The 23,373-nt window shown below is 69.1% G+C and carries 19 protein-coding genes and 1 pseudogene; 13 read left to right on the plus strand and 7 right to left on the minus strand.

The window, feature by feature from the left end:
* The first annotated feature begins 114 nt into the window (after positions 1-114).
* From OVA15_RS03450 to nrdF, 7 genes and pseudogenes are all read left to right on the plus strand, one after another.
* Positions 115-1,236: a tartrate dehydrogenase gene (locus OVA15_RS03450; protein WP_268143090.1), complete on the plus strand. Its 1,122-nt coding sequence runs from the start codon at positions 115-117 to the stop codon at positions 1,234-1,236.
* A 54-nt stretch (positions 1,237-1,290) separates the two neighbouring features.
* Positions 1,291-1,986, plus strand: a pseudogene (locus tag OVA15_RS03455) (glycerate kinase); the annotation flags it as partial.
* A gap of 79 nt (positions 1,987-2,065) precedes the next feature.
* Positions 2,066-2,434 (plus strand): glycerate kinase, encoded by a 369-nt coding sequence (locus tag OVA15_RS03460; protein WP_268143093.1) that lies wholly within the window; start codon positions 2,066-2,068, stop codon positions 2,432-2,434.
* Between the two features lie 398 nt (positions 2,435-2,832).
* On the plus strand, positions 2,833-3,069 hold the full coding sequence (nrdH, locus tag OVA15_RS03465) for a glutaredoxin-like protein NrdH (protein ID WP_006213334.1): 237 nt from the start codon (positions 2,833-2,835) through the stop codon (positions 3,067-3,069).
* Between the two features lie 147 nt (positions 3,070-3,216).
* A complete protein-coding gene (nrdI, locus tag OVA15_RS03470; RefSeq protein ID WP_442786720.1) occupies positions 3,217-3,705 on the plus strand; it encodes a class Ib ribonucleoside-diphosphate reductase assembly flavoprotein NrdI in 489 nt (162 codons plus the stop codon).
* A 74-nt stretch (positions 3,706-3,779) separates the two neighbouring features.
* Complete coding sequence (nrdE, locus tag OVA15_RS03475) at positions 3,780-5,885, plus strand: class 1b ribonucleoside-diphosphate reductase subunit alpha (protein WP_053448241.1); 2,106 nt, start codon at positions 3,780-3,782, stop codon at positions 5,883-5,885.
* A gap of 61 nt (positions 5,886-5,946) precedes the next feature.
* Positions 5,947-6,924: a class 1b ribonucleoside-diphosphate reductase subunit beta gene (nrdF, locus tag OVA15_RS03480; protein WP_024290575.1), complete on the plus strand. Its 978-nt coding sequence runs from the start codon at positions 5,947-5,949 to the stop codon at positions 6,922-6,924.
* Positions 6,925-7,005: 81 nt separating this feature from the next.
* On the opposite strand, the gene OVA15_RS03485 is transcribed toward nrdF, so the two are convergent.
* A complete protein-coding gene (locus OVA15_RS03485; protein WP_268143099.1) occupies positions 7,006-8,160 on the minus strand; it encodes a PrpF domain-containing protein in 1,155 nt (384 codons plus the stop codon).
* Between the two features lie 451 nt (positions 8,161-8,611).
* On the opposite strand from OVA15_RS03485, the gene OVA15_RS03490 reads away from it, so the two are divergent.
* From OVA15_RS03490 to OVA15_RS03500, 3 genes are all read left to right on the plus strand, one after another.
* Positions 8,612-9,493 (plus strand): GNAT family N-acetyltransferase, encoded by an 882-nt coding sequence (locus OVA15_RS03490; protein ID WP_268143101.1) that lies wholly within the window; start codon positions 8,612-8,614, stop codon positions 9,491-9,493.
* A gap of 189 nt (positions 9,494-9,682) precedes the next feature.
* Positions 9,683-10,885, plus strand: a complete 1,203-nt coding sequence (locus OVA15_RS03495; RefSeq protein WP_268143102.1) for a M20 metallopeptidase family protein — start codon at positions 9,683-9,685, stop codon at positions 10,883-10,885.
* Between the two features lie 43 nt (positions 10,886-10,928).
* Positions 10,929-12,218: an MFS transporter gene (locus tag OVA15_RS03500; protein WP_268143103.1), complete on the plus strand. Its 1,290-nt coding sequence runs from the start codon at positions 10,929-10,931 to the stop codon at positions 12,216-12,218.
* A 93-nt stretch (positions 12,219-12,311) separates the two neighbouring features.
* Here OVA15_RS03500 and OVA15_RS03505 read toward each other — a convergent pair whose 3' ends face one another.
* A complete protein-coding gene (locus OVA15_RS03505) occupies positions 12,312-13,229 on the minus strand; it encodes a dihydrodipicolinate synthase family protein (RefSeq protein WP_268143105.1) in 918 nt (305 codons plus the stop codon).
* The gene (locus OVA15_RS03510) at positions 13,226-13,957 is read right to left on the minus strand and encodes a B3/B4 domain-containing protein (RefSeq protein ID WP_251715041.1); all 732 of its coding nucleotides are present in this window, start codon (positions 13,955-13,957) and stop codon (positions 13,226-13,228) included. The genes OVA15_RS03505 and OVA15_RS03510 overlap by 4 nt, the downstream gene beginning before the upstream one ends.
* Before the next feature lie 142 nt (positions 13,958-14,099).
* Between OVA15_RS03510 and OVA15_RS03515 the strand changes: the two genes are divergently transcribed.
* A complete protein-coding gene (locus OVA15_RS03515) occupies positions 14,100-15,482 on the plus strand; it encodes a DUF4832 domain-containing protein (RefSeq protein WP_268143108.1) in 1,383 nt (460 codons plus the stop codon).
* Here OVA15_RS03515 and OVA15_RS03520 read toward each other — a convergent pair.
* Together OVA15_RS03520 and OVA15_RS03525 are read right to left on the minus strand one after the other, a co-directional pair.
* Complete coding sequence (locus OVA15_RS03520; RefSeq protein ID WP_268143110.1) at positions 15,469-16,701, minus strand: NAD(P)-binding domain-containing protein; 1,233 nt, start codon at positions 16,699-16,701, stop codon at positions 15,469-15,471. The two genes, OVA15_RS03515 and OVA15_RS03520, sit on opposite strands and share 14 nt — an antisense overlap.
* Positions 16,702-16,749: 48 nt before the next feature.
* Entirely contained in the window at positions 16,750-19,077 is a 2,328-nt protein-coding gene (locus OVA15_RS03525) for an AAA family ATPase (RefSeq protein ID WP_268143112.1), read from the minus strand.
* A gap of 159 nt (positions 19,078-19,236) precedes the next feature.
* Here OVA15_RS03525 and OVA15_RS03530 point away from each other — a divergent pair, with 159 nt between their 5' ends.
* On the plus strand, positions 19,237-20,583 hold the full coding sequence (locus OVA15_RS03530; protein ID WP_268143114.1) for a TRAP transporter large permease subunit: 1,347 nt from the start codon (positions 19,237-19,239) through the stop codon (positions 20,581-20,583).
* 35 nt (positions 20,584-20,618) lie between these two features.
* Positions 20,619-20,870: a hypothetical protein gene (locus OVA15_RS03535; RefSeq protein WP_268143116.1), complete on the plus strand. Its 252-nt coding sequence runs from the start codon at positions 20,619-20,621 to the stop codon at positions 20,868-20,870.
* 4 nt (positions 20,871-20,874) lie between these two features.
* On the opposite strand, the gene OVA15_RS03540 is transcribed toward OVA15_RS03535, so the two are convergent.
* Positions 20,875-21,816, minus strand: a complete 942-nt coding sequence (locus tag OVA15_RS03540; protein ID WP_268143118.1) for a hypothetical protein — start codon at positions 21,814-21,816, stop codon at positions 20,875-20,877.
* Between the two features lie 71 nt (positions 21,817-21,887).
* A complete protein-coding gene (locus OVA15_RS03545; RefSeq protein ID WP_268143120.1) occupies positions 21,888-23,282 on the minus strand; it encodes an MFS transporter in 1,395 nt (464 codons plus the stop codon).
* Positions 23,283-23,373 lie beyond the last annotated feature (91 nt).

Consider the following 23,373-nt stretch of genomic DNA (forward strand, 5'->3'; position numbering starts at 1 on the left):
GCCCTTCCTATGGAGGGGATCGCAATGCGGTCTTGGACCGATCGAGTCGTCGCGGTCTCTACTGGATCCCAGCCGCAGACTCCCGCGGCGCCGCACCTCGACGAAAGGCCGACCATGGCTGAGCAGACTTTCCGCATCGCCTCCATCCCCGCCGACGGCGTGGGCAAGGAGGTCGTCGCCGCCGGGCGCCGCGTCCTCAACGCGATGGCCGAGGCCTCCGACGGATCCTTCGCCTTCGAGTGGCAGGAGTTCCCCTGGGGCTCGGCCTACTACGCCGAGCACGGCGTGATGATGGCCGAGGACGGCCTGGAGCAGCTGCGCGACTTCGACGCGATCTATTTCGGCGCCGTGGGCTGGGAGTCCGTGCCGGATCACGTGAGCCTGTGGGGCCTGCGCCTGAACATCACGCAGAACTTCGATCAGTGGGCCAACATCCGCCCCGTGAAGTTCCTGCCCGGCGTGCAGTCGCCGCTGCGCAAGGCCGATTCCGAGGACCTCGACTGGATCGTGGTGCGCGAGAACTCCGAGGGGGAGTACGCCGGACTGGGCGGACGCAACCTCTCGGGCCGCGGCCCCGGCGAGGAGGTCGCGATCCAGTCGTCGCTGTTCACTGAGAAGGGCTGCGAGCGGATCATCCGCTTCGCCTTCGACCTGGCGCGCACCCGTCGGGTGAAGAAGGTCTCCTCGGTGACCAAGTCGAACGCCCAGCAGTACGGCATGGTCCTGTGGGACGAGGTCTTCCAGCGCGTGGCCGCCGAGTACCCGGACGTGGCGAACGAGTCGGTGCTGGTGGATGCCATGAGCGCCAAGTTCATCCTGCACCCGGAGGACCTCTCGGTCGTGGTGGCCTCGAACCTCAACGCCGACATCCTCTCGGACCTGGGCTCGGCGCTCGCGGGCAGTCTCGGCCTGGCCGCCAGTGCCAACCTCAACCCGGAGCGGCGCTTCCCGTCGATGTTCGAGCCGGTCCACGGCTCCGCTCCGGATATCGCCGGTCAGGAGATCTCCAATCCGATCGGTGCGATCGCCTCCGCGGCGCTGATGCTCGACCAGTTCGGCCTCTCCGATCAGGCGCGCCGCCTGGAGGCCGCGATCGAGGCCACGACGGGGGCCGGCCACCTGACCCGCGACATCGGCGGCACGAGCTCGACGGACGAGGTCACGCAGGCGATCATCGAGGCACTGGCCAGCGCGCAGTCCAAGCCCGAGGCCGACGCCGCCTACGAGACGGTCTGAGCCGCACCCACCGGATCTGCCGCCGACCGCACCACTGAGAACCGAGGTCCCCTCATGCCATCGCCGAACGTGCTCATCGCTCCGGACAAGTTCAAGGGCAGCCTGACCGCCCGCGAGGTGGCCGCTGCGCTGGCTGAGGGGATCCGGGCCGTCGTGCCGCGGGCGCAGGTGCGCGAGCTGCCTCTGGCCGACGGCGGCGACGGCAGCGTGGAGGCCGGCCTCTCGGCGGGCTTCGCCGCGCATGAGGCGCCTGTGACGGGCCCGCTCGGGGATCCGGCCGTCACCGCCATCGCTGTGCGGGAGGCCACCGCGATCGTGGAGGCGGCCACCACGAGCGGGCTGCAGATGGTGCCCGACGACCGCCGCAATGCCGGTGCGGCGAGCAGTCGCGGCCTGGGGGAGGCGGTGCGTGCGGCGCTCGAGCTCGGCGCCGAGCGCATCGTCCTGGCCCTGGGCGGAAGCGCCTCGACCGACGGCGGCATCGGCATGCTCACCGCACTGGGGTGGCGATTCCTGAACGCCGACGGCGCCCCCGTGGACCCCAGCGGCCTGGGGCTGGCGGAGATCCGTCGGATCGAGGCGACGGGCGCGGTGGATCTCACGGGCATCGAGCTCGTGGCCGCCAGCGATGTCCAGAACCCCCTGCTCGGCTCCGACGGCGCCGCTGCGGTCTACGCACCGCAGAAGGGCGCGGACCCGCAGGAGGTCCAGCAGCTCGAATCCGGCCTGCAGCACCTGGTCCGGCAGCTGGCCGGGATCCGCCCCGATGCCGCCGAGCTGGCCGAGCGCCCGGCGGCGGGTGCCGCCGGCGAGGCTCGGGTTCGCGGCCATGCTGCTCGGGGCCCGGATCGCCTCCGGCGCGGATCACTTCCTGGACCTGCTGGGCTTCGACCGCGCCGCGGCCGGCTGCGATCTGGTGATCACCGGCGAGGGCCGGATCGACAGCCAGACCCTGTCCGGCAAGCTGCCCGCCGTCGTCGCCCATCGAGCCGCCCCCGCGCGGGTGGAGGCCGTCGTGGGGCACAACGCCCTGGGCGCGGACACCGCCCCGGAGGCGGGCATCGCGCGCATCCGCTCGCTGAGCGAGCGCACACAGGCCGACTGCGCGCGGGACACCGAGCTGTCCCGGACGCTGCTGGTCGAGATCGGCCGGGAGATCGGGGCGGAGCTGGCGGAAGGGGCCGATCAGGTCCGATGACGTCATGACACGCCGCGCCGCAAGAGATTTCGCCGGTGCACAGGCTGCTCGAAGGGGGCGTCCCCAGGTGTGGATGACGCCCCCTTCGTCATGCCCGATGCGCGTGGGGACGCGGTCCGCAGCGGCCGGTGAGGACACCCGGTCTGTGGACATCCTGGGGAGGGGGCCCGATGGTGACGAATCTGACCGTCACACATCATCTTGGGGTCGTGCCGTGGGCGCGGCACTAGATGTAGTATCTCTATCCAGCGCAGGAAACAGAGCGGCCCGGGTGACGCGGACCGATCGGAGCCCCCGGAACGGCGGTCCTGCACCGAGCACCGGACACCTTCCGGAGGCCTCGGAGCGGCTCTTCTCCCCACGCCACTCACCCCTAAGAACAGGAAGGGATCACCGACATGTCAGTGACCGTCTACAGCAAGCCCTCCTGCGTCCAGTGCAACGCCACCTACCGTGCGCTCGCCAAGAAGGGCATCGACTACAGCGTCGTCGATGTGACCGAGGACCAGGCCGCCTACGAGCACGTCGTGAGCCTGGGCTACCAGCAGGTCCCGGTCGTGGAGACCGGTGAGGACCACTGGTCCGGCTACCGCCCGGACATGATCTCCCAGCTCGCGGTGCGCGTCTCCGCCTGAAGCTCTCCGACCACGACGGCCGGACCGCGCGGCGCTCGTCTCCCGAGAGGGGGATCGGTGCCCGGTCCGGCCGTCGAGCACCATGGTCGCCCCCGCACCCCGGCTCGTCCGGGACCCGTCGTACCGCTTGAGAAGTGAGTGACTGCCTTGTCCGCACTCATCGCTGATCTGCGCCGCGCGGCCGCTGAGCGCGACCGGCTGGCCGCCGAGACCACCGATCGCACGTCGACGAGCTCGGGCGACCCCCTCGTCGTCTACTTCTCGTCGATCTCGGGCAACACGCACAAGTTCGTCGAGAAGCTCAGCGCCCGCTCGCTGCGCCTGCCGCTGCGCACCCACGAGGAGGCCCCCGTCGTCCGGGAGCCCTACGTGCTGGCTGTGCCCACCTACGGCCGCCCCGGCGGCTCGGGGGCAGTGCCCCCGCAAGTCGTGAAGTTCCTCAACCTCGGGGAGAACCGCCGTCAGCTGCGCGGGGTCCTGGGGGCCGGCAACACCAACTTCGGCGAGCATTTCTGCCTCGCCGCCCAGAAGATCGCCGTCAAGTGCGATGCCCCGCTGCTCTACCGATTCGAGCTGATGGGCACCGAGCAGGACGTCGCCAATGTGAACGAAGGACTGATGAAGCTGTGGCAGTGACCACCCATACCTCCCACGCCGGCGTCTCCGGCTGGAGCCACGAAGATCCCAAGGTCCCCGAGAAGTTCCGCGGCATGGGCTATCACGAGCTCAACGCCGTGCTGAACCTGTACGACGCCGACGGCAACATCCAGTTCGACGCCGATCGCCACGCCGTGCGCCAGTACTTCCTGCAGCACGTCAACGAGAACACCGTCTTCTTCCACGACCTGAAGGAGAAGCTCGACTACCTGGTGGAGCACCAGTACTACGAGCCCGAGGTCCTGGAGAAGTACGACTTCGAGTTCGTGAAGAAGCTGTCCAAGCTCGCCTACGGGCACAAGTTCCGCTTCAAGACGTTCCTGGGCGCGTTCAAGTACTACACCTCGTACACGCTCAAGACCTTCGACGGCCAGCGCTACCTCGAGCGCTTCGAGGACCGCGTGGTCATGGTCGCCCTCTACCTGGCCGACGGCGACCGCGAGCTGGCCGAGCACCTGGTCGAGGAGATCATCTCCGGGCGCTTCCAGCCGGCGACCCCCACGTTCCTGAACGCGGGCAAGAAGCAGCGCGGCGAGATGGTCTCGTGCTTCCTGCTGCGCATCGAGGACAACATGGAGTCGATCGGCCGCTCGATCAACTCCGCACTTCAGCTGTCCAAGCGCGGCGGCGGCGTGGCGTTCGCGCTGACCAACATCCGCGAGTCCGGTGCCCCGATCAAGAAGATCCAGAACCAGTCCTCGGGCATCATCCCCGTCATGAAGCTGCTGGAGGACTCGTTCTCCTACGCCAACCAGCTCGGGGCTCGCCAGGGCGCCGGTGCGGTCTACCTGCACGCGCACCACCCGGACATCAACAAGTTCCTGGACACCAAGCGCGAGAACGCGGACGAGAAGATCCGCATCAAGACCCTGTCGCTGGGCGTCGTCATCCCGGACATCACCTTCGAGCTGGCCAAGAACAACCAGGACATGTACTTGTTCTCGCCCTACGACGTCGAGCGCGTCTACGGCATGCCGTTCTCGGACGTCAACGTCACCGAGAAGTACCACGAGATGGTCGACGACGCCCGGATCACCAAGACCAAGATCAAGGCGCGCGACTTCTTCCAGACCCTGGCGGAGGTCCAGTTCGAGTCGGGCTACCCGTACGTGATGTTCGAGGACACGGTCAACAAGGCCAACCCCATCGAGGGCAAGATCATCATGTCCAACCTGTGCTCCGAGATCCTGCAGGTCTCAGAGCCCTCCACGTACCACGACGACCTCACCTACGAGACGGTGGGCAAGGACATCTCCTGCAACCTGGGATCGCTGAACATCGCGCTGACCATGGACTCCCCGGACTTCGGGCAGACCATCGAGACCGCCATCCGCGGACTCACCAGCGTCTCCGAGCTCTCGCAGATCGACTCGGTGCCTTCCATCCGTCGCGGCAATGAGATGTCCCACGCCGTCGGGCTGGGGCAGATGAACCTCCACGGCTACCTGGGGCGCGAGCGCATCCACTACGGCTCGGAGGAGGGTGTCGACTTCACGAACATCTACTTCTACACCGTGACCTACCACGCCGTGCGGGCCTCGATGCTGCTGGCCAAGGAACGCGGCTCCACGTTCGTGAACTTCGAGAACTCGGACTACGCGAACGGCTCGTACTTCGACAAGTACACGGAGCAGGAGTGGTTGCCGGCCACCCAGCGCGTGCGCGAGCTGTTCGCCCAGTCGGAGATCCACATCCCCACGCAGGACGACTGGCGCGAGCTCAAGGCCCAGGTGGCCGAGCACGGCATGTTCAACCAGAACCTGCAGGCCGTCCCGCCCACGGGCTCGATCTCCTACATCAACCACTCGACGGCGTCGATCCACCCGATCGCCGCGCCGATCGAGATCCGCAAGGAGGGCAAGCTGGGCCGTGTCTACTACCCGGCGCCCCACATGGATCAGGACAACCTGGAGTACTTCCAGGACGCGTACGAGATCGGCTACGAGAAGATCATCGACACCTACGCCGCGGCCTCCCAGCACGTGGACCAGGGCCTGTCGCTGACGCTGTTCTTCAAGGACACCGCCACCACGCGCGAGGTCAACAAGGCGCAGATCTACGCGTGGCGCAAGGGCATCAAGACGATGTACTACTCGCGCATCCGTCAGCTCGCGCTTGAGGGCACCGAGATCGAGGGCTGCGTCTCCTGCATGCTGTGATCCGCCGGGATCCAGCGCACGACGCACGCCGAACAGACTTGAGAGGAGACTCGCCGAGATGATGAGCGAGAAGGTGGAGCTCACCCGCCACCACGCCAAGGCCATCAACTGGAACCGCGTCCAGGATCCCAAGGACGACGAGGTCTGGGACCGGCTCACCGCCAACTTCTGGCTGCCGGAGAAGGTGCCGCTGTCCAACGATGTCCAGTCGTGGAACACGCTCACCCCGCAGGAGCAGGACCTCACCATGAAGGTCTTCACTGGGCTGACCCTGCTGGACACCATCCAGGGCACCGTGGGCGCCGTGTCACTGCTGCCGGATGCGGTGACGCTGCACGAGGAGGCCGTCTACACGAACATCGCGTTCATGGAGTCGGTGCACGCCAAGTCGTACTCGTCGATCTTCTCCACGCTGGCCTCGACCAAGATGATCGACGACGCCTTCCGCTGGTCCGAGGAGAACGAGTTCCTGCAGCGCAAGGCCGACATCGTCCTGGACCGCTACGTGGGCGATGACCCGCAGAAGAAGAAGGTGGCCTCCACGCTGCTGGAGTCCTTCCTGTTCTACTCGGGCTTCTACCTGCCCATGCACTTCTCCTCGCACGCCAAGCTGACGAACACGGCGGATCTGATCCGCCTGATCATCCGCGACGAGGCCGTGCACGGCTACTACATCGGCTACAAGTACCAGCGCGCCATGGAGCAGGAGAGCCCTGAGCGCCAGGCCGAGCTCAAGGACTTCACGTACGACCTGCTCGACGAGCTCTACGAGAACGAGATCGGCTACACCGAGTCGCTCTACGACGCGGTGGGGTGGACCGAGGAGGTCAAGAAGTTCCTGCACTACAACGCCAACAAGGCGCTGAACAACCTCGGCTACGAGGCCCTGTTCCCCAAGGAGATGACCGACGTCTCCCCGGCGATCCTCTCCGCACTGTCCCCGAACGCCGACGAGAACCACGACTTCTTCTCCGGTTCCGGGTCCTCCTACGTGATCGGCAAGGCCGTGAACACGGAGGACGAGGATTGGGACTTCTGAGCCGTCCTGCCTGAATCGATCCGCTCGAGTCGACGACGAGGCCCGGATCCGCAGCACAATGCGGATCCGGGCCTCGCCGCATTACTGCGGCAGCGCCACCTGTCCGCGCATCAGCGGCCGGGCCGTGCGGAACAGCGACGCCGCGGTGACCTTGAGCGCACCGTCCTGAAGGCTCACATCGGCCGCGCAGGAGACCACGCCCGACGGCGTCGCTATGCGCAGTTCCGAATCCGAGCTCGCCGCACAGCGCTGAACCACGGTGCCGTCGATGTTCGCCGCTGCCGCCGCGCACATGGCCGATGTGCCGGGGATCGCGCGGTGGTTCAGCCCCATGGAGACGGCGCGGATCAGGACGTCGCAGTCGGCGGCGGGCACGGCGGTGCCGTCGAGCAGGTCCGAGTCGGCCGGGGGAGCAACCGTAGCGATCTTGGGCACGGACTGCGGGGCGTCCTCCGGCACCTCGCACAGGCCCATGGCCACAGCACCCGCCCGACGGATCCGCTCCACCAGCGCCGCGAGCTCCGCGTCGGCATCGAGCGCCTCCGGCAGCTCAGTGCCAGTGAGCCCCAGATCGGCGGCGACTACGAACACCATGGGTGTGGCGACATCCACGAGCGAGACCTCGATCGAACGCCCTCCGACCTCGAGGGTGTCGACGCTGCACCCGGTGGGCAGTGCGCCGCTGGTGCGCGAGCCGCTGGGGTCGATATAGCGCAGCTCGATGGGTGCTCCGGATCCGGCCACGCCCGGGAGCACGAAGTCACCTGAGGTCACGGCGGCGCCATCGGCGACCTCCAGCCTGACCTCGATCAGCTTCCCGGTGTTGGTGTTGTGCGCGATGACGCCGGCGGGTCCGTCGTCGTCGACCTCGTGGATGCCTGCCAGCAGCGCGAAGGGCACGACGGCCGCCGAGAGATTGCCGCAGTTGCCCGAGTAGTCCACGACCGCCTCGCGGACGGCCACCTGGCCGAAGGTGTAGTCCACATCCGCATCCGGCCGAGACGACGGCGCCACGGAGACGACCTTGGACAGCGACGAGATCCCGCCGCCCATCCCGTCCAGCTGCCGGCCGAACGGATCCGGTGAGCCCAGGGCGCCCGTGAAGACGCGGTCGCGCTGCGGTCCCGCCGGAGGGAGATCCTGCTCGCGGAAGAACAGTCCCTTGCTGGTGCCCCCGCGCATGAACATCGCATCGATCCAGGTATTCAGCGAGCGGGAGTTCGGGTCTGCGCTCATGCAGGGAGTCTGGCGTCGCTGCTGGGGCGGCGCAAGCAGATGCCCTGTTCGGGGTCCCGCCCGATGGTCATCGCCGTCGGCCCGGCGCAGGGCAGTGACTCCAAGGTGTTCAGCCGCCTTCTCGCCGCCTTGCATGTTCCCCACCAGGGGGCGGGGCGTCCACGCACCACCCCCTGAAGCCGTGATGGCAGACAAGACCTATTCCTCACGGGCGCACCGAGTCCTCCTGTCCGCGATCCTGCTCTGGCTCCCTGCCCTGGCCCAGGTGTCGTAGACGCGACCGCGGGCGCGGGTGACAGCTCGCTCAAGCCGCTGTGCGAGTGCTCCCAGGACTGGCGGCTTTCCCTGCGCAGCCATGAGATGCGCTCGCGCTCGGCCCTCGTGGCGCGGAATGATCTGCGGCATGAGGATCGAGACACCCATAGCGCAGCTGCTGCAGGAAGCCGCCACCATGGCGACCACGTCCGGGATCGGGATGACATCCGCCCAGATCGAGAACGAGATCGCTGCCGGGCGTCTGCAGCCGCAGTGGTCACAGGTCGCCCTCGACGATGCTGGCAGAGTCATCGGCCGGGCTTTGTGGTGGGCGCGGGACCAACAGACCCCCATCGAGCTGGACGTGTGGGATGTCATCGCCGACCACGCCGAAGCGCCAACGGTCCTCCGCGCGCTCCTGGAGCGCGGCCATGCCGTCCTGGCAGCGCGCGGCATCCGTGTCCCGCTGCCGCACACCATGCGTGTCCCCGTCGCATGGCGCGACGACGCCGCCGTGGTCCACGACGTCCGCACGAAGATCGCAGAGGCCGCAAGTATCGGCCTCGGTCATCACAACGAGCGACGGCAGTTCGAGTGGGGTCAGGGAACCTACGTGAGCCCGCCCAGCCCGCGGCTGCGGTTCGAGCCAGCTGATGACGCCACGTTCATCAGTCTCTTCGCCCGCGCCGCGCATGGCTCCCTCGACGTCTTGACCCGACGCGAGCTGGCCACCACCGATGCGCTGAGCTTGGCGCGAGATGAAGTGGACTACTACCGCTCCTGCCCCGGCGAGCGGGACTGGTGGCGCCTCGCGTACGACCAGCACGGCTCCGTCGTGGGGATCGCCATCCCTTCGGCCACCCCGACGAATCGCAACGTCGGCTACCTGGCGGTCCCGCCAGAGCACCGTGGGCACGGATACGTCGATGATCTCCTCGGGTTCATCACCGCCTTCCATGCCGCCTCCGGAGCGGAGAGGATCACGGCGACCACCGACGCCGTGAACACGCCCATGGCAGCAGCGTTCGAGCGGGCCGGCTATCGATGCGTCGAGACGCGAATCGACCTCGAACGCTGACAGATTTCCTCAGCTCATCTCCCGCATGCGCTCTCGCTGCCGAGCGCGCATCACGATGACCGGGCACCGGCACTGGGGAGACAAGCCCTAAGCTCACTGCATCGTGATCGGTGTCACGGCAGGATGGAGGCCTCCGGACACCCTGCCGAGAACCACCGGGCGAGAGAGCCCCGAGGCGGAGGAGCCCAGATGTCCCGGACAGCCCAGGCGCAGGACCTCGACCTGATCGCCCTGCGTCGGGAGCTGCATCAGATCCCCGAGGTCGGGCTGCAGCTGCCGCGCACACATGCCCGGCTCCTGGCGGAGTTCGAGCATCTGCCGGTGGAGATCACCGAGGCTGCGGGCGCGTCGGGGTTCGTCGCCGTCCTGCGCGGCACCGCATCCGACCCCGCCGACGGTCGGCGCCCGATCGTGCTGCTGCGCGCGGACATCGACGCCTTGCCCGTGGCCGAGGAGACCGGCGAGGCCTTCGCCTCGACCAACGGGGCAATGCACGCCTGCGGGCACGACCTGCACATGGCTGCGATCGTCGGGGCCACCCGCAGCCTGTGCGCCCGGCGCCAGGAGCTGCACGGGGACGTCGTCTTCCTCCTGCAGGCAGGGGAGGAGGGCCACGGGGGAGCGCGACTGGTCCTGGAGGAGGGGCTGATCGAGGCGGCCGGGCGCCGCCCTGATCATGCCTACGGCCTGCATGTCTGGTCCTCGGGGCACCCCACCGGCTCGATCCGCAGCCGCGCCGGTGCGCTGATGGCCGGGGCGGACACCTTTGACGTCCGCGTGATCGGGCGCGGCGGGCACGGCTCTGCGCCGCAGCACACGATCGACCCCATCCCGATCCTGTGCGAGATGGTCACCCAGTCGCAGGTCATGATCACCCGGCAGTTCGACGTCTTCGACCCCGTGGTGCTCACCTGCGGCGTCCTGCGTGCCGGCGAGGCGAACAATGTGATCCCGGATCAGGCGACGGCCTCCTTCTCCATGCGCACGTTCTCGGATGCCACGCGTCAGAAGGCGCTTGAGCAGCTCACCCGGCTGTTCAGGCACCTGGCGCAGGCTCGGGGCGCGCACTGCGAGCTGGAGGTCACCGCCTCATCGCCCACGACCCTCAACGATCCCGCCGAGGTCGACTACGTGGAGGCGGTCGTCCAGCGCGGCTTCCCGGGCCGCTGGTCGCCCATGGCGGATCCGGTGACGGCCTCGGAGGACTTCGCCTACGTGCTCGAGCAGATCCCCGGGGCCTTCGTGTTCGTCTCCGCCGTCCCGGAGGGCACCGACCCGACGACGGCGCCGTCGAACCACTCCCCGCAGGCCATCTTCGACGACTCCGTGCTTGACGACGCCGCCCGCCTGCTGGCCGAGCTGGCTCTGGGCCGACTCGCTGGGTCATCCTGAACCACCACACCCTCCTTCCTCGAGAAAGCAGCAGGTGCCGTCCATGACCACCACCACCGAGCGACCCCGGCAGAGCGCCGCCCGGACGCTGATCGGAACCGGCGTCGGCAATGCCGTCGAATGGTTCGACTGGAACGTCTACGCCACCTTCGCGGTGTACTTCTCCGTCCAGCTGTTCAATCACGAGAACCCGCAGTCGGCGTTCCTGCAGACCATGGCGGTCTTCGCCGTGGGCTTCGTGGCCCGGCCCTTCGGCAGCTTCGTCTTCGGTTGGATCGGCGATCGCATCGGCCGCCGTCCGTCGCTGACGCTCGCCGTGCTGGCGGCGTCGGCCGGCTCGCTGCTGATCGCGATCTGCCCGACCTACGACCGGATCGGCTGGATCGCCTCCGCGCTGCTCGTCTTCGCCCGGCTCATCCAGGGTCTGGCCCACGGCGGCGAGATGCCCTCGGCTCAGACCTATCTGGCCGAGCACGCCCCGCGCGAGCGCCGCGGCCTGTTCGCCAGCGTCATCTACGTCTCCGGGACCTTCGGCCTGCTGATGGGCCTGGGGCTCGGCCTCGGTCTGCAGGCTGTGCTCACCGAGGACGAGATGGCGTCCTGGGGTTGGCGCGTGCCGTTCGCGATCGGTGCCGTGCTGGGCCTCATCGCCCTGTGGATCCGCCGCTCCATGGAGGAGTCCGAGGTCTTCGAGGAGCACAGGACCCACACCCAGGCGCTGCAGATCAAGCAGGAGAACGTCTTCGTGGCCGTGCTGAAGAACTGGCCGACCGGTCTGCGGGTCATCGCGATGACTGCGGGCCTGACCGTGTCGTACTACATCTGGTCGGTGACCATGAGCTCGGTCGCTCAGACCTCGTTCGGCTACTCGCCGGGGGAGGCTTTCGAGGCCGCGCTGCTGGGCAACCTCTTCCTGATCCTGGTGCTGCCCGTGTGGGGCTGGGCCTCGGACAAGATCGGTCGACGACCGGCCATCATCATCGGCCTGCTGGGCAGCGCGGTCCTCTACCTGCCCATGATCAATCTGGTGGACGGCGGCACCATGTGGCAGCTGACGTTCGCGATCTGCGTCCAGGTGGGTCTGCTGGCCGGATTCCTCTCCCACGCACCGGCCACGTACGCGGAGATGTTCCCCACGGGCCAGCGCACGAGCGGCTTCGGGATCTACTACGCGATCGCCATCGCGGCCTTCGGCGGCACCGCCGGCTACGTGTTCACGTGGATCGGCGACGCGCGCACGTTCGGCTTCTACGCCATCGGCCTGCTGCTGATCGCCGTGGCCACGGTCTTCTTCATGCCGGAGACCAAGGGCAAGGACCTCACGGAAGCCTGAGTCGTCCGCACCAGGGGCCCCGGCCCCCGGGATCGCGTCTGCTCGTCGCACCCGGGAGGCCGGGGCCTCGTGCTGTCCCCGGCGGGTCGGGTCTCAGCGGAGCCCGAGCTCGGCAACCACCTCGGCTGTGCGCTCGCGCTGCTCAGGGCTCAGCCCCAGCAGCGGCTGCGGCAGACAGTCGCCCGGAGCCAGTCCCAGGTGCTCGGCGATCGCCGCGACCACCCGCAGGCTGCCGTGATCGGCGAACAGCTCCCACAGAGGCTCCAGGCGCTCGGAGGCGGTGAGAGCGTCCTGCGGGTGCGGGCCAGCAGCGGCGCGCATGATCTCCAGCGCTGACTGCGGGCATGTCCCGGCGATCACCGAGTACCACCCGTCGCAGCCGGCCAGCAGTGCGGCGGCCGCGCAGGCGTCGCCGGAGATGCCCAGGGTGACGTGCTCGGGCAGCACCGCTCGGACTGCGGCCACGCGCTCGCCGGCCGTCTCGGGGGCCATCGGCGGGATCTTGAGCGAGGCGATCCCGGGCAGCTGCGCGATCTGCGCGTAGAGCTCGAGGCTGAACGTGAAGTGCGTGGTGCCCGGGTTGTCGTAGACCACCACCGGCAGATCGGTGTGCTCGGCGACTGTGCGGTACAGCTCCAGGACCTCGCGGTCGGTGAGCGGCTGATAGGACGTCGGCGCCAGCAGCACACCGACTGCACCGGCCTCCGCAGCGGCGTCCACGTGAGTGAGGACCTGGGAGGTCCGCAGCGCGCTGACGCCCACGATCACCGGCACCGAGCCGGCATGCTCGAGCGCCAGGCGCCCCACGCGTTCGCGCTCGGCGCTGGTCAGGTACGCGGCGCACCCTGTCGAGCCCAGAGCGGTGATCGAGTCCACGCCGGATGCGGCCAGCCGGGAGACGATGCTCGCGAACGCGTACTCATCCACGGCGTCGTCGCGCAGCGGGGTGAGCGGGAAGGCGCTGAGGCCGGTGAACGGCGATCCGGCGAGATCAGCGGCGGCACCGCTCATGAGGCGCCCAGCAGAAGTCGTTCCGTGGAGACCTCAGCCCCCAGGGCCGTCAGCGCCTCCACCAGGGCGTCGGCAGCGGCGTGGAGCTGGTCGTTGCTGACCGGGTCGAGCCCGTCGAGGATGAACAGCGCCGAGCGGGTCCGATCGCTCAGGGCGGTGCGCCGGCCCTGGCGCCAGTTCCAGCGGCGGCAGGTGACCCCGGCGTCGTCGCCCCACACGACCTCGCCCTCGTCCGGGTGCTCGATCACCATCTCGCCGCCGGAGGCGGTGTCGAACGACTCGGTGCCGCTGGCCCGGAAGAGCCGGGCCGGACCCTGGTAGTGCTCCATGTCCTCGCCGCCGAACGGGATCTGATGCAGCACGCAGATCGCGTTGTAGACATCGGTCAGCGCGTTGACCCGCGGCAGCCCCTTCTCGGCGCGGCGGGTGAGCGCCTCCAGGGAGTTGCGGGTGCGCTGCGGCTTGGCGCCGAAGGCCCGGTAGGCCTCGCGCCAGGCGGCGATGTGGGGCAGCTCGTCCACCGGAGTCTGCGAGAGGAGCTCGGCAGCATGCTTCTCGGCGGCGGTGATCAGCTCCTCGACCGCCTGCCCGCCGTCGCCGGCAGTGACCTCGGGGCTCAGGCCATCGACGACCATGAGCAGCCCCCGGTAGTCGGGGCGCAGCTCGAGGACGGCGGGGTCGACGGAGCAGGCGTCGAGGAATTCGCGGGCGGGCATCTTCTGGGTCATGTCGCTCACGCTAGTCGGACCGAGTGCTTCGCCGGTCTGTCCGTGACGGGGTCGGGCCCTGTGAGTCCGGGATGATCCCGCACGCACCACTACGCTGGTCTCGTCCGCCGGGATCCTCCCGGCATCTCGAATGGGGGTCGGGGTGAGTTCCACGCATCGTCATGGCCTTCTGGGCGCCGCAGCGGTGGTGGTCGTCGTCGCCTCGCTGATCGCAGGAGTTCCCCAGGGCCCCATGTCCAAGCAGGTCCAGCACTACGAGTCCACCGACGAGCCGATCCCCAACCCAGGGCGCGGGCTGTCGCACTACACCCAGACTCGCTACGCCGAGGACGGCTCCGGGCACACGCCCCTGGACGTCTGGCAGCTGCGCCGCTGGAAGGACGAGGACCAGACCACGGTCGTCTATCGGATCGTGCTGCTCGACGGATACCGCGAATCGGACGCGCTGCCGCAGAAGGTCCTGGACGACCTGGACGCGGATCTCGACCTGCTCAACGACGAAGGCATGAAGGCGATCCTGCGCTTCGCCTACACGGAGGACGGAACGGACGACGCCACCCCGGATCGCACCGTCGCCCACATCCAGCAGCTGGCGCCGGTGCTCAATGATCACCGCGGCGTGATCCACTCGCTGCAGGCCGGCTTCGTGGGGCAGTGGGGCGAGTGGTACTACTCGGACAACTTCGCCAGCAGCGCCGACGAGCCGTGGAACCTCACCGACGACGACTGGGCGAACCGCCAGCGCGTCATGGATGCGCTGCAGGAGAGCATCGACCCGCGGATCGTGCTGCAGGTCCGCTACCCGGAGATCCATCGCCGCCTCGTGCACGAGGACCGCAAGGACCGGGTGGGCATCCACAACGACTGTTTCCTGGCCTCGGACACGGACATGGGCACCCTGGTCAAGGACGACGACCGCGCCTATCTGGAGCAGGTCGCGAAGAACGTGCCCACGACGGGGGAGACCTGCGCGGTGAACCCCGGGCGCTCCGATGACGCCGAGACCGCGGTCTCCGAGCTGCAGCGCTACAGCTGGGCCGTGCTCAACGCCGACTTCAACCAGGAGGTCCTGCAGTCCTGGGGCGAGGACGACCTGGCCGAGATCCAGAAGCGACTGGGCTACCGCTATGCCCTGGCCAGCGCCTCCGCGCCGCGCGAGCTGGCGCCGGGGGAGGACGGCCAGCTCTGGCTGCAGCTGCGCAACGACGGCTACGCGGCCACCGGGCGGCATGCGGAGATCATCCTGACGTTCTCCGACGACTCCGGCCGGATCGTGCACACCGCGCGGACCGACGTGGAGCTGGATGACATCCGCCCGGGTGAGGAGGGCTATGTTCCGGTGCCGTTCCAGGCACCCGCCCAGACGGGGTCCTACTCCCTGGGGCTGCGGGTCCCGGATCCGGACAGCGACTCCACCAGCGCGGATCTGACCAAGCCGGCCTACAGCGTGCGCCTGGCCAATGACGGCATCTGGGATTCCGAGACCGGCGTCAACGACCTGGGGATGCAGCTCACGGTCGAGTGAGGCTCTCGGTGCTGCGCACCGCGCCAAGGGCCGCCGCACGACCGGCGCGCGTGGCTCCGATGGTCGAGGCCGAGGCGCCGTAGCCCACCAGGAACAGCCCGGGCTCCCCGGACACCGAGACGCCGTCTTCCTCCATCTGCACGCCGCCGCCGGGCTGACGCAGCCGCAGCGGCGCCAGGTGATCCAGCACTGCGCGGAAGCCTGTCGCCCACAGCACCGCATCCACCGGGGTCTCCCATGCCCTCGAACCATCCGCTTCGGACGGGTGACCGGGCAGGGCGGCGGCGGGGCGCTCCGACTGGTCCAGCAGGGCGTCGACGATCGTGCCCTGCGAAGGCAGCCCGCGACCGTCGGGCCTGGCGCCATCGAGCACGGCACCCGTCTGCGTGAGCCGCAGCAGGGGGCCCCGGGAGATCAGCGTGCCGTCTTCGATGCCGTGGCGGTACTGCTCCGTGAGCGGCAGGCCCGTCGCGGCGACCACCGACAGCGGCGGCAGGCCCGTCGTCGTGCGAGCGGAGACCGAGGCCTCCACGTCCGCGCCCCAGGACTTGTCGAAGAACCGATCCGTCCAGTCCGGCTCCCGACGGGTGCTCCACACCGTGTGCGCCCCGGTGGCCTCGAGCTGCAGCAGGAACTGCAGGGCCGAGGTGCCTCCGCCCACCACGAGGACGCGCTGGCCGGCGAACTCCTCGGCGGAGGTGAAGTCGCGGGTGTGCAGCTGCCGTCCCGCGAACTCCCGCATGCCGGGATAGGCGGGCCAGTGCGGACGGTTCCAGGTCCCGGTCGCGCTGATCACCGCGTGCGCTCGCCGCACCGAGCCGTCCGAGGCGGTGACGCGGAACAGGCCGTCGTCGTCGCGCTCCACCGCGGTCGCTGCAGTCGGGCGCACGACGGGCAGTCCGAGCTCGCGCTCATACGCCGCGTAGTAGCGGGAGACCACGCGGCTGGCCGGCTCGGTCGGATCGGGGTCGCCCAGCGGGAAGCCGGGCAGGTCGTGGATGCCGTGGGCGGCGTCGAAGGTCAGCGAGTCCCAGCGATGCCGCCAGGCGCCTCCGGGTCCGTCGTTGCCGTCGAGCACCACGAACTCCCGCCACGGCTGCAGCCCCTTGCGCAGCAGGTGCGCCGCCGCGCTGAGTCCCGCCTGGCCGGCGCCGATGACGATGACGCGCAGTGGATCGCCCTCGGCCTGCCCCGAAGTAGATGATGTGTCCACAAACACGAAAGCGCACAGAAGGGGTGAGCTATTCCCCCGAGGCGGGCGCGGGGATCACAGGGCGGAGATGCGCACCTGTGCAGACGCAGCGGCAGGGCTGCTGCCTGCGGGCGAGGACGTGCCGTCGGCCCAGGCCAGGAAGTCGTCGAACGCGATGATCGGCTTGCCGTACTGCGCGGCCTTCTTCGCCTTGCCGGACTGGGTGCCGAGCTCGGCGACCACCAGGGCGTCACACCGGGTCTTGGTGACGTTGGCGACGGGGGCGAGCCCGTGGGAGGCAGCCAGGCTCTCCACGTCGTAGCGGGAGAGCTCGCGCCCGTCGGCGCCGTGGGCGGTGCCCGTGAAGCAGACTCGCGCGCCGGGGGAGAGGACGTCGGACAGGTCGACGTCTGCGCCCTGGTCGCCGTCCAGGATCTGCGTGCCGAGCTGAGCCTCGATCTCCTGCAGGATCCCGTGTGCCGTGGGGCTCAGCGCGGCGCGCCCGGCGGCAGCCCGCAGCGCCTCGGTCAGCGCCGCCGCACGGTCCTCGTCCGACGCATCCAGGCCGGGGGCGTGCACGAGCAGCTCGACGCCCTCGTCACCGCGCGGCATCAGGTAACCGGGGCGGTCGTCGATCGCGGGGAACGGCTCCTCGCCGGTCAGGCCACGCCGGGCGGCGATGTCCCGGGCAGCCAGTGCCCGCTCCAGCGCAGTCGGGGCGCTCAGCCGCGTGCGGTCCTCCCAGGTCAGGGAGCCGTCGTCGAGCTCGGTGCCCAGCGGCATGCGGGTCACGTGCTGGTTGCGCTTGAGCTCGAAGTCGATGCGGCTCAGCGCCTGATCCACGTGCAGCCCGATGGGGGTCCGCTCGCTGAGCAGCGGAGCCAGCGCCGCCCAGGCCTGCTCGAGCAGGGGTGCCAGCTCCACGTCGGCGGCGGTGATGCCGTAGTCGGTGCGCGCGGAGCCCAGGTCGCGGGTGGGGTTCACGAGCGTAGAGGCCTGCTGGCCGTCGTCGGTGACCACGGCCAGCTCGATCGGGCGGGGCTTCCAGCGCGAGCCCTCATCGCCCACCCAGCACACGCCGAAGTAGACGCTGCCGCGGGTCTGCAGCGCCGGTGCCTGGGAGCGCAGGAAGCGGCGGACCCGCTGATCCACGCGCAGGTCCTTGGGCAGCACGTCGCGGGTGAGGACCATGCCGTCGAGGGAGCGGCAGCGGCTCAGCGCCACGTAGAGCTGCCCGTCGGCGAAGGTGCCTCCGGTCAGGTCCACCACCACGCGGTCCAGGGTCTGGCCCTGGCTCTTGTGGATCGTGATCGCCCAGGCCAGGCGGAACGGCAGCTGGGAGAAGGTGCCTACGACCTCGTGCGTGAGCTGCCCGCCCGCCACCGACGGCCGGGTCACCTCCCACAGGTGCCGCTCCACGGTGGCACGCGAGCCGTCGGGCAGCTCGACGACAACGTAGGGCTCGCCGTCGTCGTCGAACAGCGTCTCGGTGATCTTGGCCAGGGTCCCGTTGACCCAGCGATCGGCCGGATCATTGGTCAGCAGCATGATCTGGGCGCCGGCCTTGTACTCGAGCACCTCCTCGGCCGGGCGCTCCATGCCGTCGAGCTCGCCGGTGATCCGTGCGGTGGAGAAGGCGGAGTGGGCCGGGAGCCGTTCGAGCATCCGTCGGTTGCGCGCCCCGGCGATGCGGTTGGTCGTGGTCAGGGTCAGCCAGAACTCGTCCAGCGGCGGTTCGAACTCGGGGTCGGTGTGCCGGTTGAGCTCGGTGCGGGCCTCCTCGAGCAGGCCGCCGTCGCGCACGGCGTTGAGGATCTCGACCATGCGGGTGTCGTTGAGCTGGCGGAAGACCGTGGTCAGCTCCACGACCGCGAACGACGACGCCGCGTACTGGTGCCCCGAGAAGAAGAAGGGGGAGTCGTAGTAGGTCTGGAAATGCTCGCGCTCCGGCTCGGTCACCACGGGCGGAAGCTGGTGCAGATCGCCGACCAGCACGAGCTGCACGCCCCCGTACGGGGTGCCCGGCTTGGGTCCGAACTGCTCGAGCGCCAGCACCAGGCAGTCGAAGAGATCGGCGCGGACCATGGAGATCTCGTCGATCACCAGGGTGTCCAGGGCCTTCAGCGTCTTCATGAACCGCCCGGGTCGATAGTCGCCGGAGCGCACCTGCTCGGGGGTGATGCCCGCCGGGAAGGAGAACAGTCGGTGCAGGGTGTACCCGCCCACGTTCAGTGCGGCGATCCCCGTGGGTGCGGCCACCACCACGGAGCGGGAGGTGTCTTCCAGGAACGTGCGGATCAGCGTGGACTTGCCCGTGCCGGCGCGGCCGGTGAGGAAGACGGGTACGCCGGCATGCAGCTTCTCCAGGGCGTCGGAGAACTCGGCGGTGAGGGTGAGGGTCATCGGCCTCAGTCTCCCAGGCGGAGGTCCTCGCGGGACGGCGGAACGCGCAGGTCCAGGGAGGTGTCCGCCATCACATAGTGTGGGCTCGAGTCGGAAGCTCCGCTGGTCGCGGACCGCACGCCGACAGCACTCATGGCGGATGTCGCGAAGGAGATCAGCATGGGCATCGTCGCCCTGGCGGTGTTCATCACCATCACGGTGGTGCTCAACGTTCCCCTGCGGCGCCCGATCGCCGAATCGCTGCTCGTCGCACTGATCGGTGCAGCCCTTGTGGGCTCAACCCGATTCTTCGAGCTGCTGAGCCTGGGCGTGGTGGAAGCCCTCGACAACGACGTCACCTTCGCCGGCATGGCCTTCGTCTTCATGGGCGTGATCGTCCAGCAGACCGGTCTGATCGAGCGCTTGATCACGATCTTCAACTCGATGTTCGGCCGTCTGCGCGGGGGCGCTGCCTACGTCTCCACGGCCGGATCGGCGGCAATCGGGCTCGTCGCCGGTTCGACGGCGGGCAATGCCGCCACCGTGGGGGCGGTGACGATTCCGTGGATGAAGGAGAACGGCTGGTCGCCGGCGCGCGCTGCGACGCTCGTGGCCGGCAATTCGGGACTGGGAGTCTCCCTGCCTCCGAACTCGACCATGTTCATCATCCTTGCTGCGATCCCCGCAGGGCTGGGGGTCAGCGGCGCCGACGTCTACGTCTCGCTGCTGGTGACCGGTGCCTATGCCGTCCTGTACCGCATGATCGTGGTCTGGATCTGGGCCCGGCGCGACGGATTGGAACCGGCAGACGCCTCGGAGATCATGCGCCTGCCCCAGGCCCTGCGGCGAGGCTGGAGCTCCACCTTGATCTTTCTGGGCATCCTCATCCCCGTCGTTCTGACCTTCGGGCCGCTCTACGACTGGCTTTCGGCGTCGCAGCGGGTCGGTGAGGAGCCGATGGGCGAGATCTCGATCATCGTCTGGGTGCCCATCCTCATCTCTGTGATCGCATTGATCGAAGGCCGCAAGCGTCTCGCCGGGAGGTGGCGGGAGACCGCCCGCGCCGTGCGCGACGAAGCGCCGCAGTTCGCGACCGTCGGCATCTCCCTGTTCTCGGCGCTGGCCGCCTCGACGATCATGTCCGAGCTCGGGGTCGGGGATCAGCTCTCCGCAGCCCTGGGGTCGGTCCACCTGCCCGTGCCGCTGCTCGTGCTGCTGATCTGTGCGGCGATCGTCGTGGTGGCCACGCCGCTGTCGTCGACGGCGACCGCCGCCGCCATCGGCGCCCCAGCGGTGATCGCCATGGATTCCATGGGGATCCCCGCCGTCGTGGCCGTCTGCGCCGTGCTGCTGTGCACCTCGACGGAGGGGGCATCCCCGCCTGTCGGCGCGCCCATCTACCTCGCCTCCTCTCTGGCGAAGGTCGAGCCGCGACGCATGTTCGTGCCGCTGATCGTCTGGTTCGTGGTCCCGGTCATTCTGCTCGCCTGGGTCGTGGCCCTGGGCTTCCTGCCGATCCCGCATTGAGCCATGGATCCGACAATGCACCGAAAGGAGCCGTCATGAGACGGATCGTTCTCGTCGTCTTCTGGGCCTCGCTGGCAGTCTTCCTGCTGCTGGGCCTCGGCATCGTGGCAGGTCAGCTGGCGGGAGTCCTGCTGGGCAGCGGAAGTGTCGTGGCCGGGGTCGCCTCGGTCCTGAACTGGCCGGCCTTCTCCACAGCGACGGTCTGCTCCCTGGCTGCGTTCGTCCTCGGTTACCTCCCCGATCCTGACCGTCCTTCGACGCGGGTGGAGCTGTCGGCAGACAACTGAGACGTCACTGATACGACACGAACCACGGCTTAGGGTCGTTGTCGAAGGTCTCCTCCGGAGTCCAGGTGGGGGTGTCCTCGTCGTAGAAGTTTTTCCAGGCCATGCGCATGCCCTCCGGAAGGTCCTTCTTCAGCGCCTCCCACGTGCCCAGCTTCAGATCACGGGTGCCGTGGCCGTCGGCGTGCACGACCATGGCGACCTCCGGTACAGACGCGTCGATGTTCTCGCGATCCGGGAGCATGTCCACGGAGAACTGGTGCAGGATCAGCACCTTCTGCGGAAGCTCGTCCTCCTGCACGATGCCGGCCAGCCACTGCGCGACCTCGTCGACCTCCGCGGCATCGACTGAGCCGACCTGCACCATGTGCTGCCCTCCGGGCTGCAGCCGCCACTCGGGATCCAGGGCCAGGCCCACATGGGGCTCGCGCAGCAGGTCCTCGTAGCGCTTGGCCTGAGTCAGGAAGTCTGTGGAGCCGGGCTGCAGATCCAGCACGCAGTAGACGCCTGCCTCGCCGGCGGCGTCGATCCACGGGCGCAGCGTCTGCGGATCGAGCTCGTTGGAGTAGTCGCCGTCGGGCCCGGCCTCGGAGGAGGCGACGGTCGCGATGATCTCGAAGGCCGGGATGACCGGTTCCTCGGAGAACGGCTCGTACTCCTTGGCCAGCTCCTGCACGCGGGTGATGGACGCGTCGACGTCCTGCTCGCCCAGGCAGCCCAGCCCTGGGATGTCCGGGGAGCCGTAGAGGGCGATCATGCGCCGGCCGGGGAAGACCTCGGTGCCGCCGCCGGGCAGCTCGACCGGCTCCGGCGTCGACGACGCGCTGCCGCCCGTGGCCTCGGAGCCGCCCTGGCCGTCCTCGTCCTGCGAGCCGCAGGCGGCCAGGCTCAGCACCGCCGCGGCGGCGCCGCTCAGGAAGACGGATCGGGGGAGTCGGGCGCTGCTCATGGGGGTGAGATCCTCTACGGGAAGACATCGGGAAGCGCCTTCACCCTAAGCTCACTGAGTATGAGGAGCCCTCAGGGTTGCCCGGGGTTTCTCGTGGTCCCGGGCGCCCAGGCCACGGGGATCTGCCCCGTGGGCGGCGACGGGGTCCGACCTGCGCCGCGACCGTGGACGAGCCAGTAGTACACGACGGAGACCAGCAGCACACCGGCTGCGCACAGGTACATCCCGCGGTAGCCGAGAGCGGGCACCACAGAGCCGAGGACAGCGGGCCCGACGGTCGCGCCGAGGTCCATGCACAGGAAGAAGGTCGCCGTTGTCAGTCCCACGCGAGCGATTGGGGCGACCTTGACGGCCGCCGCCTGGGCCGCGGTGATGATCGCGCCGAAGGAGCAGCCCAGCATGGCCCCGGCCGCCAGCAGCATCCATCCGGAGCTCGCGAAGGCCAGCATGACCAGGGTCGCCGAGAACAGCACCAGCGCCGGAGGGATCACGCTGTTGTCGCCGCGCCGGTCCTGCCGCCTGCCCAGGTACGGGCGCGTGAGGACGATGGCGATCGCGTACACGACGAAGAAGGCCGCGGCCGAGCTCACCAGATCCAGCTCCACGGCGTAGGCGTTGAGGTAGGTCAGGATCGTGGAGTAGGCCATGCCTGCGAAGACCATGAGCCCGGATATGGGGAGGGCGCGCGTCTCGATGATCGACGACAGCCGCCACTGCCGTGCCGAGCGGCGCTGGGCCTGAGTGAGCTCGACCTCGGGGACGCGCAGCACGAGCACCACGATCAGGGCCAGGCCCGCCACCGCGGAGACGAGCACGAAGAGGCTCCCGTAGCCGATCGAGCGCGAGAGCCACACGCCCAGGGCGGGGCCCAGAGCTGTGGCCAGGGTTGTCGACAGTCCGAAGTACCCCGTGGCCTCACCGCGGCGCTGAGGCGGGATGACGCCCTGGACCGCCGCCGGGGCGATCGTGGTCACGGCGGCGAAGGCGATGCCGTTGACGAAGCGCACGGCCAGCAGCCCCGCCATTCCGGTGTCCGGCAGATAGGCCGTGGAAATCAGCGTGAACAGGACCATGGCCGTGACCAGGACGCGCCGCCGTCCGATGAGCTCCATGTACTTGCCCGTGAGCAGCCGGGCGATCACCGCGCCGACGGTGAACGACGACGTCGTCAGCCCGGCCTCGGCCTGGCCGGCCGAGAAGCGGTCCATCGCGTAGGCGGCCGAGATGGTGGTCACGAGGTAGAACTGCATGGACACCAGGAACTGGACCAGCCACAGCAGCACGAACCGGGTGCTCAGGATCCGCTGCGACGGGTCCTTGGACGCCTCTGGGGCCGGGCGCTGAAGCAGCGGGATCTGCCCGGTGACGGGCTGGTCGTAGCGCAGCGGCTCGACCTCGGGCTCGTCGGGCTGCGCGTTCTCGTGGGGATCGTCGGGGTCGTCCTGCGGGGCGGGAGGCTTGGTCATGTGGCTGCGGGGACTCCGTTCGAGGCATGCGGCGACCGGGAGGTCCGGGACCCCACCCATTGTGCCCGCTGCTCTGGCCGCTGCCGCGAGC

The sequence above is a fragment of the Kocuria sp. SL71 genome, from assembly GCF_026672465.1.
GTDB classification, from domain to species: domain Bacteria; phylum Actinomycetota; class Actinomycetes; order Actinomycetales; family Micrococcaceae; genus Kocuria; species Kocuria palustris.

What these genes read in the sequence shown, in the direction of transcription:
- OVA15_RS03500 (WP_268143103.1), top strand. Translation starts at nt 10,929, where the DNA reads ATGACCACCACCACCGAGCGACCCCGGCAGAGCGCCGCCCGGACGCTG.
- OVA15_RS03485 (WP_268143099.1), bottom strand. Translation starts at nt 8,160, where the DNA reads ATGAGCGCAGACCCGAACTCCCGCTCGCTGAATACCTGGATCGATGCG.
- nrdF (WP_024290575.1), top strand. Translation starts at nt 5,947, where the DNA reads ATGAGCGAGAAGGTGGAGCTCACCCGCCACCACGCCAAGGCCATCAAC.
- OVA15_RS03530 (WP_268143114.1), top strand. Translation starts at nt 19,237, where the DNA reads ATGGGCATCGTCGCCCTGGCGGTGTTCATCACCATCACGGTGGTGCTC.
- OVA15_RS03535 (WP_268143116.1), top strand. Translation starts at nt 20,619, where the DNA reads ATGAGACGGATCGTTCTCGTCGTCTTCTGGGCCTCGCTGGCAGTCTTC.
- OVA15_RS03525 (WP_268143112.1), bottom strand. Translation starts at nt 19,077, where the DNA reads ATGACCCTCACCCTCACCGCCGAGTTCTCCGACGCCCTGGAGAAGCTG.
- OVA15_RS03460 (WP_268143093.1), top strand. Translation starts at nt 2,066, where the DNA reads ATGCTGCTCGGGGCCCGGATCGCCTCCGGCGCGGATCACTTCCTGGAC.
- nrdE (WP_053448241.1), top strand. Translation starts at nt 3,780, where the DNA reads ATGGGCTATCACGAGCTCAACGCCGTGCTGAACCTGTACGACGCCGAC.
- nrdH (WP_006213334.1), top strand. Translation starts at nt 2,833, where the DNA reads ATGTCAGTGACCGTCTACAGCAAGCCCTCCTGCGTCCAGTGCAACGCC.
- OVA15_RS03450 (WP_268143090.1), top strand. Translation starts at nt 115, where the DNA reads ATGGCTGAGCAGACTTTCCGCATCGCCTCCATCCCCGCCGACGGCGTG.
- OVA15_RS03505 (WP_268143105.1), bottom strand. Translation starts at nt 13,229, where the DNA reads ATGAGCGGTGCCGCCGCTGATCTCGCCGGATCGCCGTTCACCGGCCTC.
- OVA15_RS03510 (WP_251715041.1), bottom strand. Translation starts at nt 13,957, where the DNA reads ATGACCCAGAAGATGCCCGCCCGCGAATTCCTCGACGCCTGCTCCGTC.
- OVA15_RS03495 (WP_268143102.1), top strand. Translation starts at nt 9,683, where the DNA reads ATGTCCCGGACAGCCCAGGCGCAGGACCTCGACCTGATCGCCCTGCGT.
- OVA15_RS03490 (WP_268143101.1), top strand. Translation starts at nt 8,612, where the DNA reads ATGGCGACCACGTCCGGGATCGGGATGACATCCGCCCAGATCGAGAAC.
- OVA15_RS03540 (WP_268143118.1), bottom strand. Translation starts at nt 21,816, where the DNA reads ATGAGCAGCGCCCGACTCCCCCGATCCGTCTTCCTGAGCGGCGCCGCC.
- OVA15_RS03545 (WP_268143120.1), bottom strand. Translation starts at nt 23,282, where the DNA reads ATGACCAAGCCTCCCGCCCCGCAGGACGACCCCGACGATCCCCACGAG.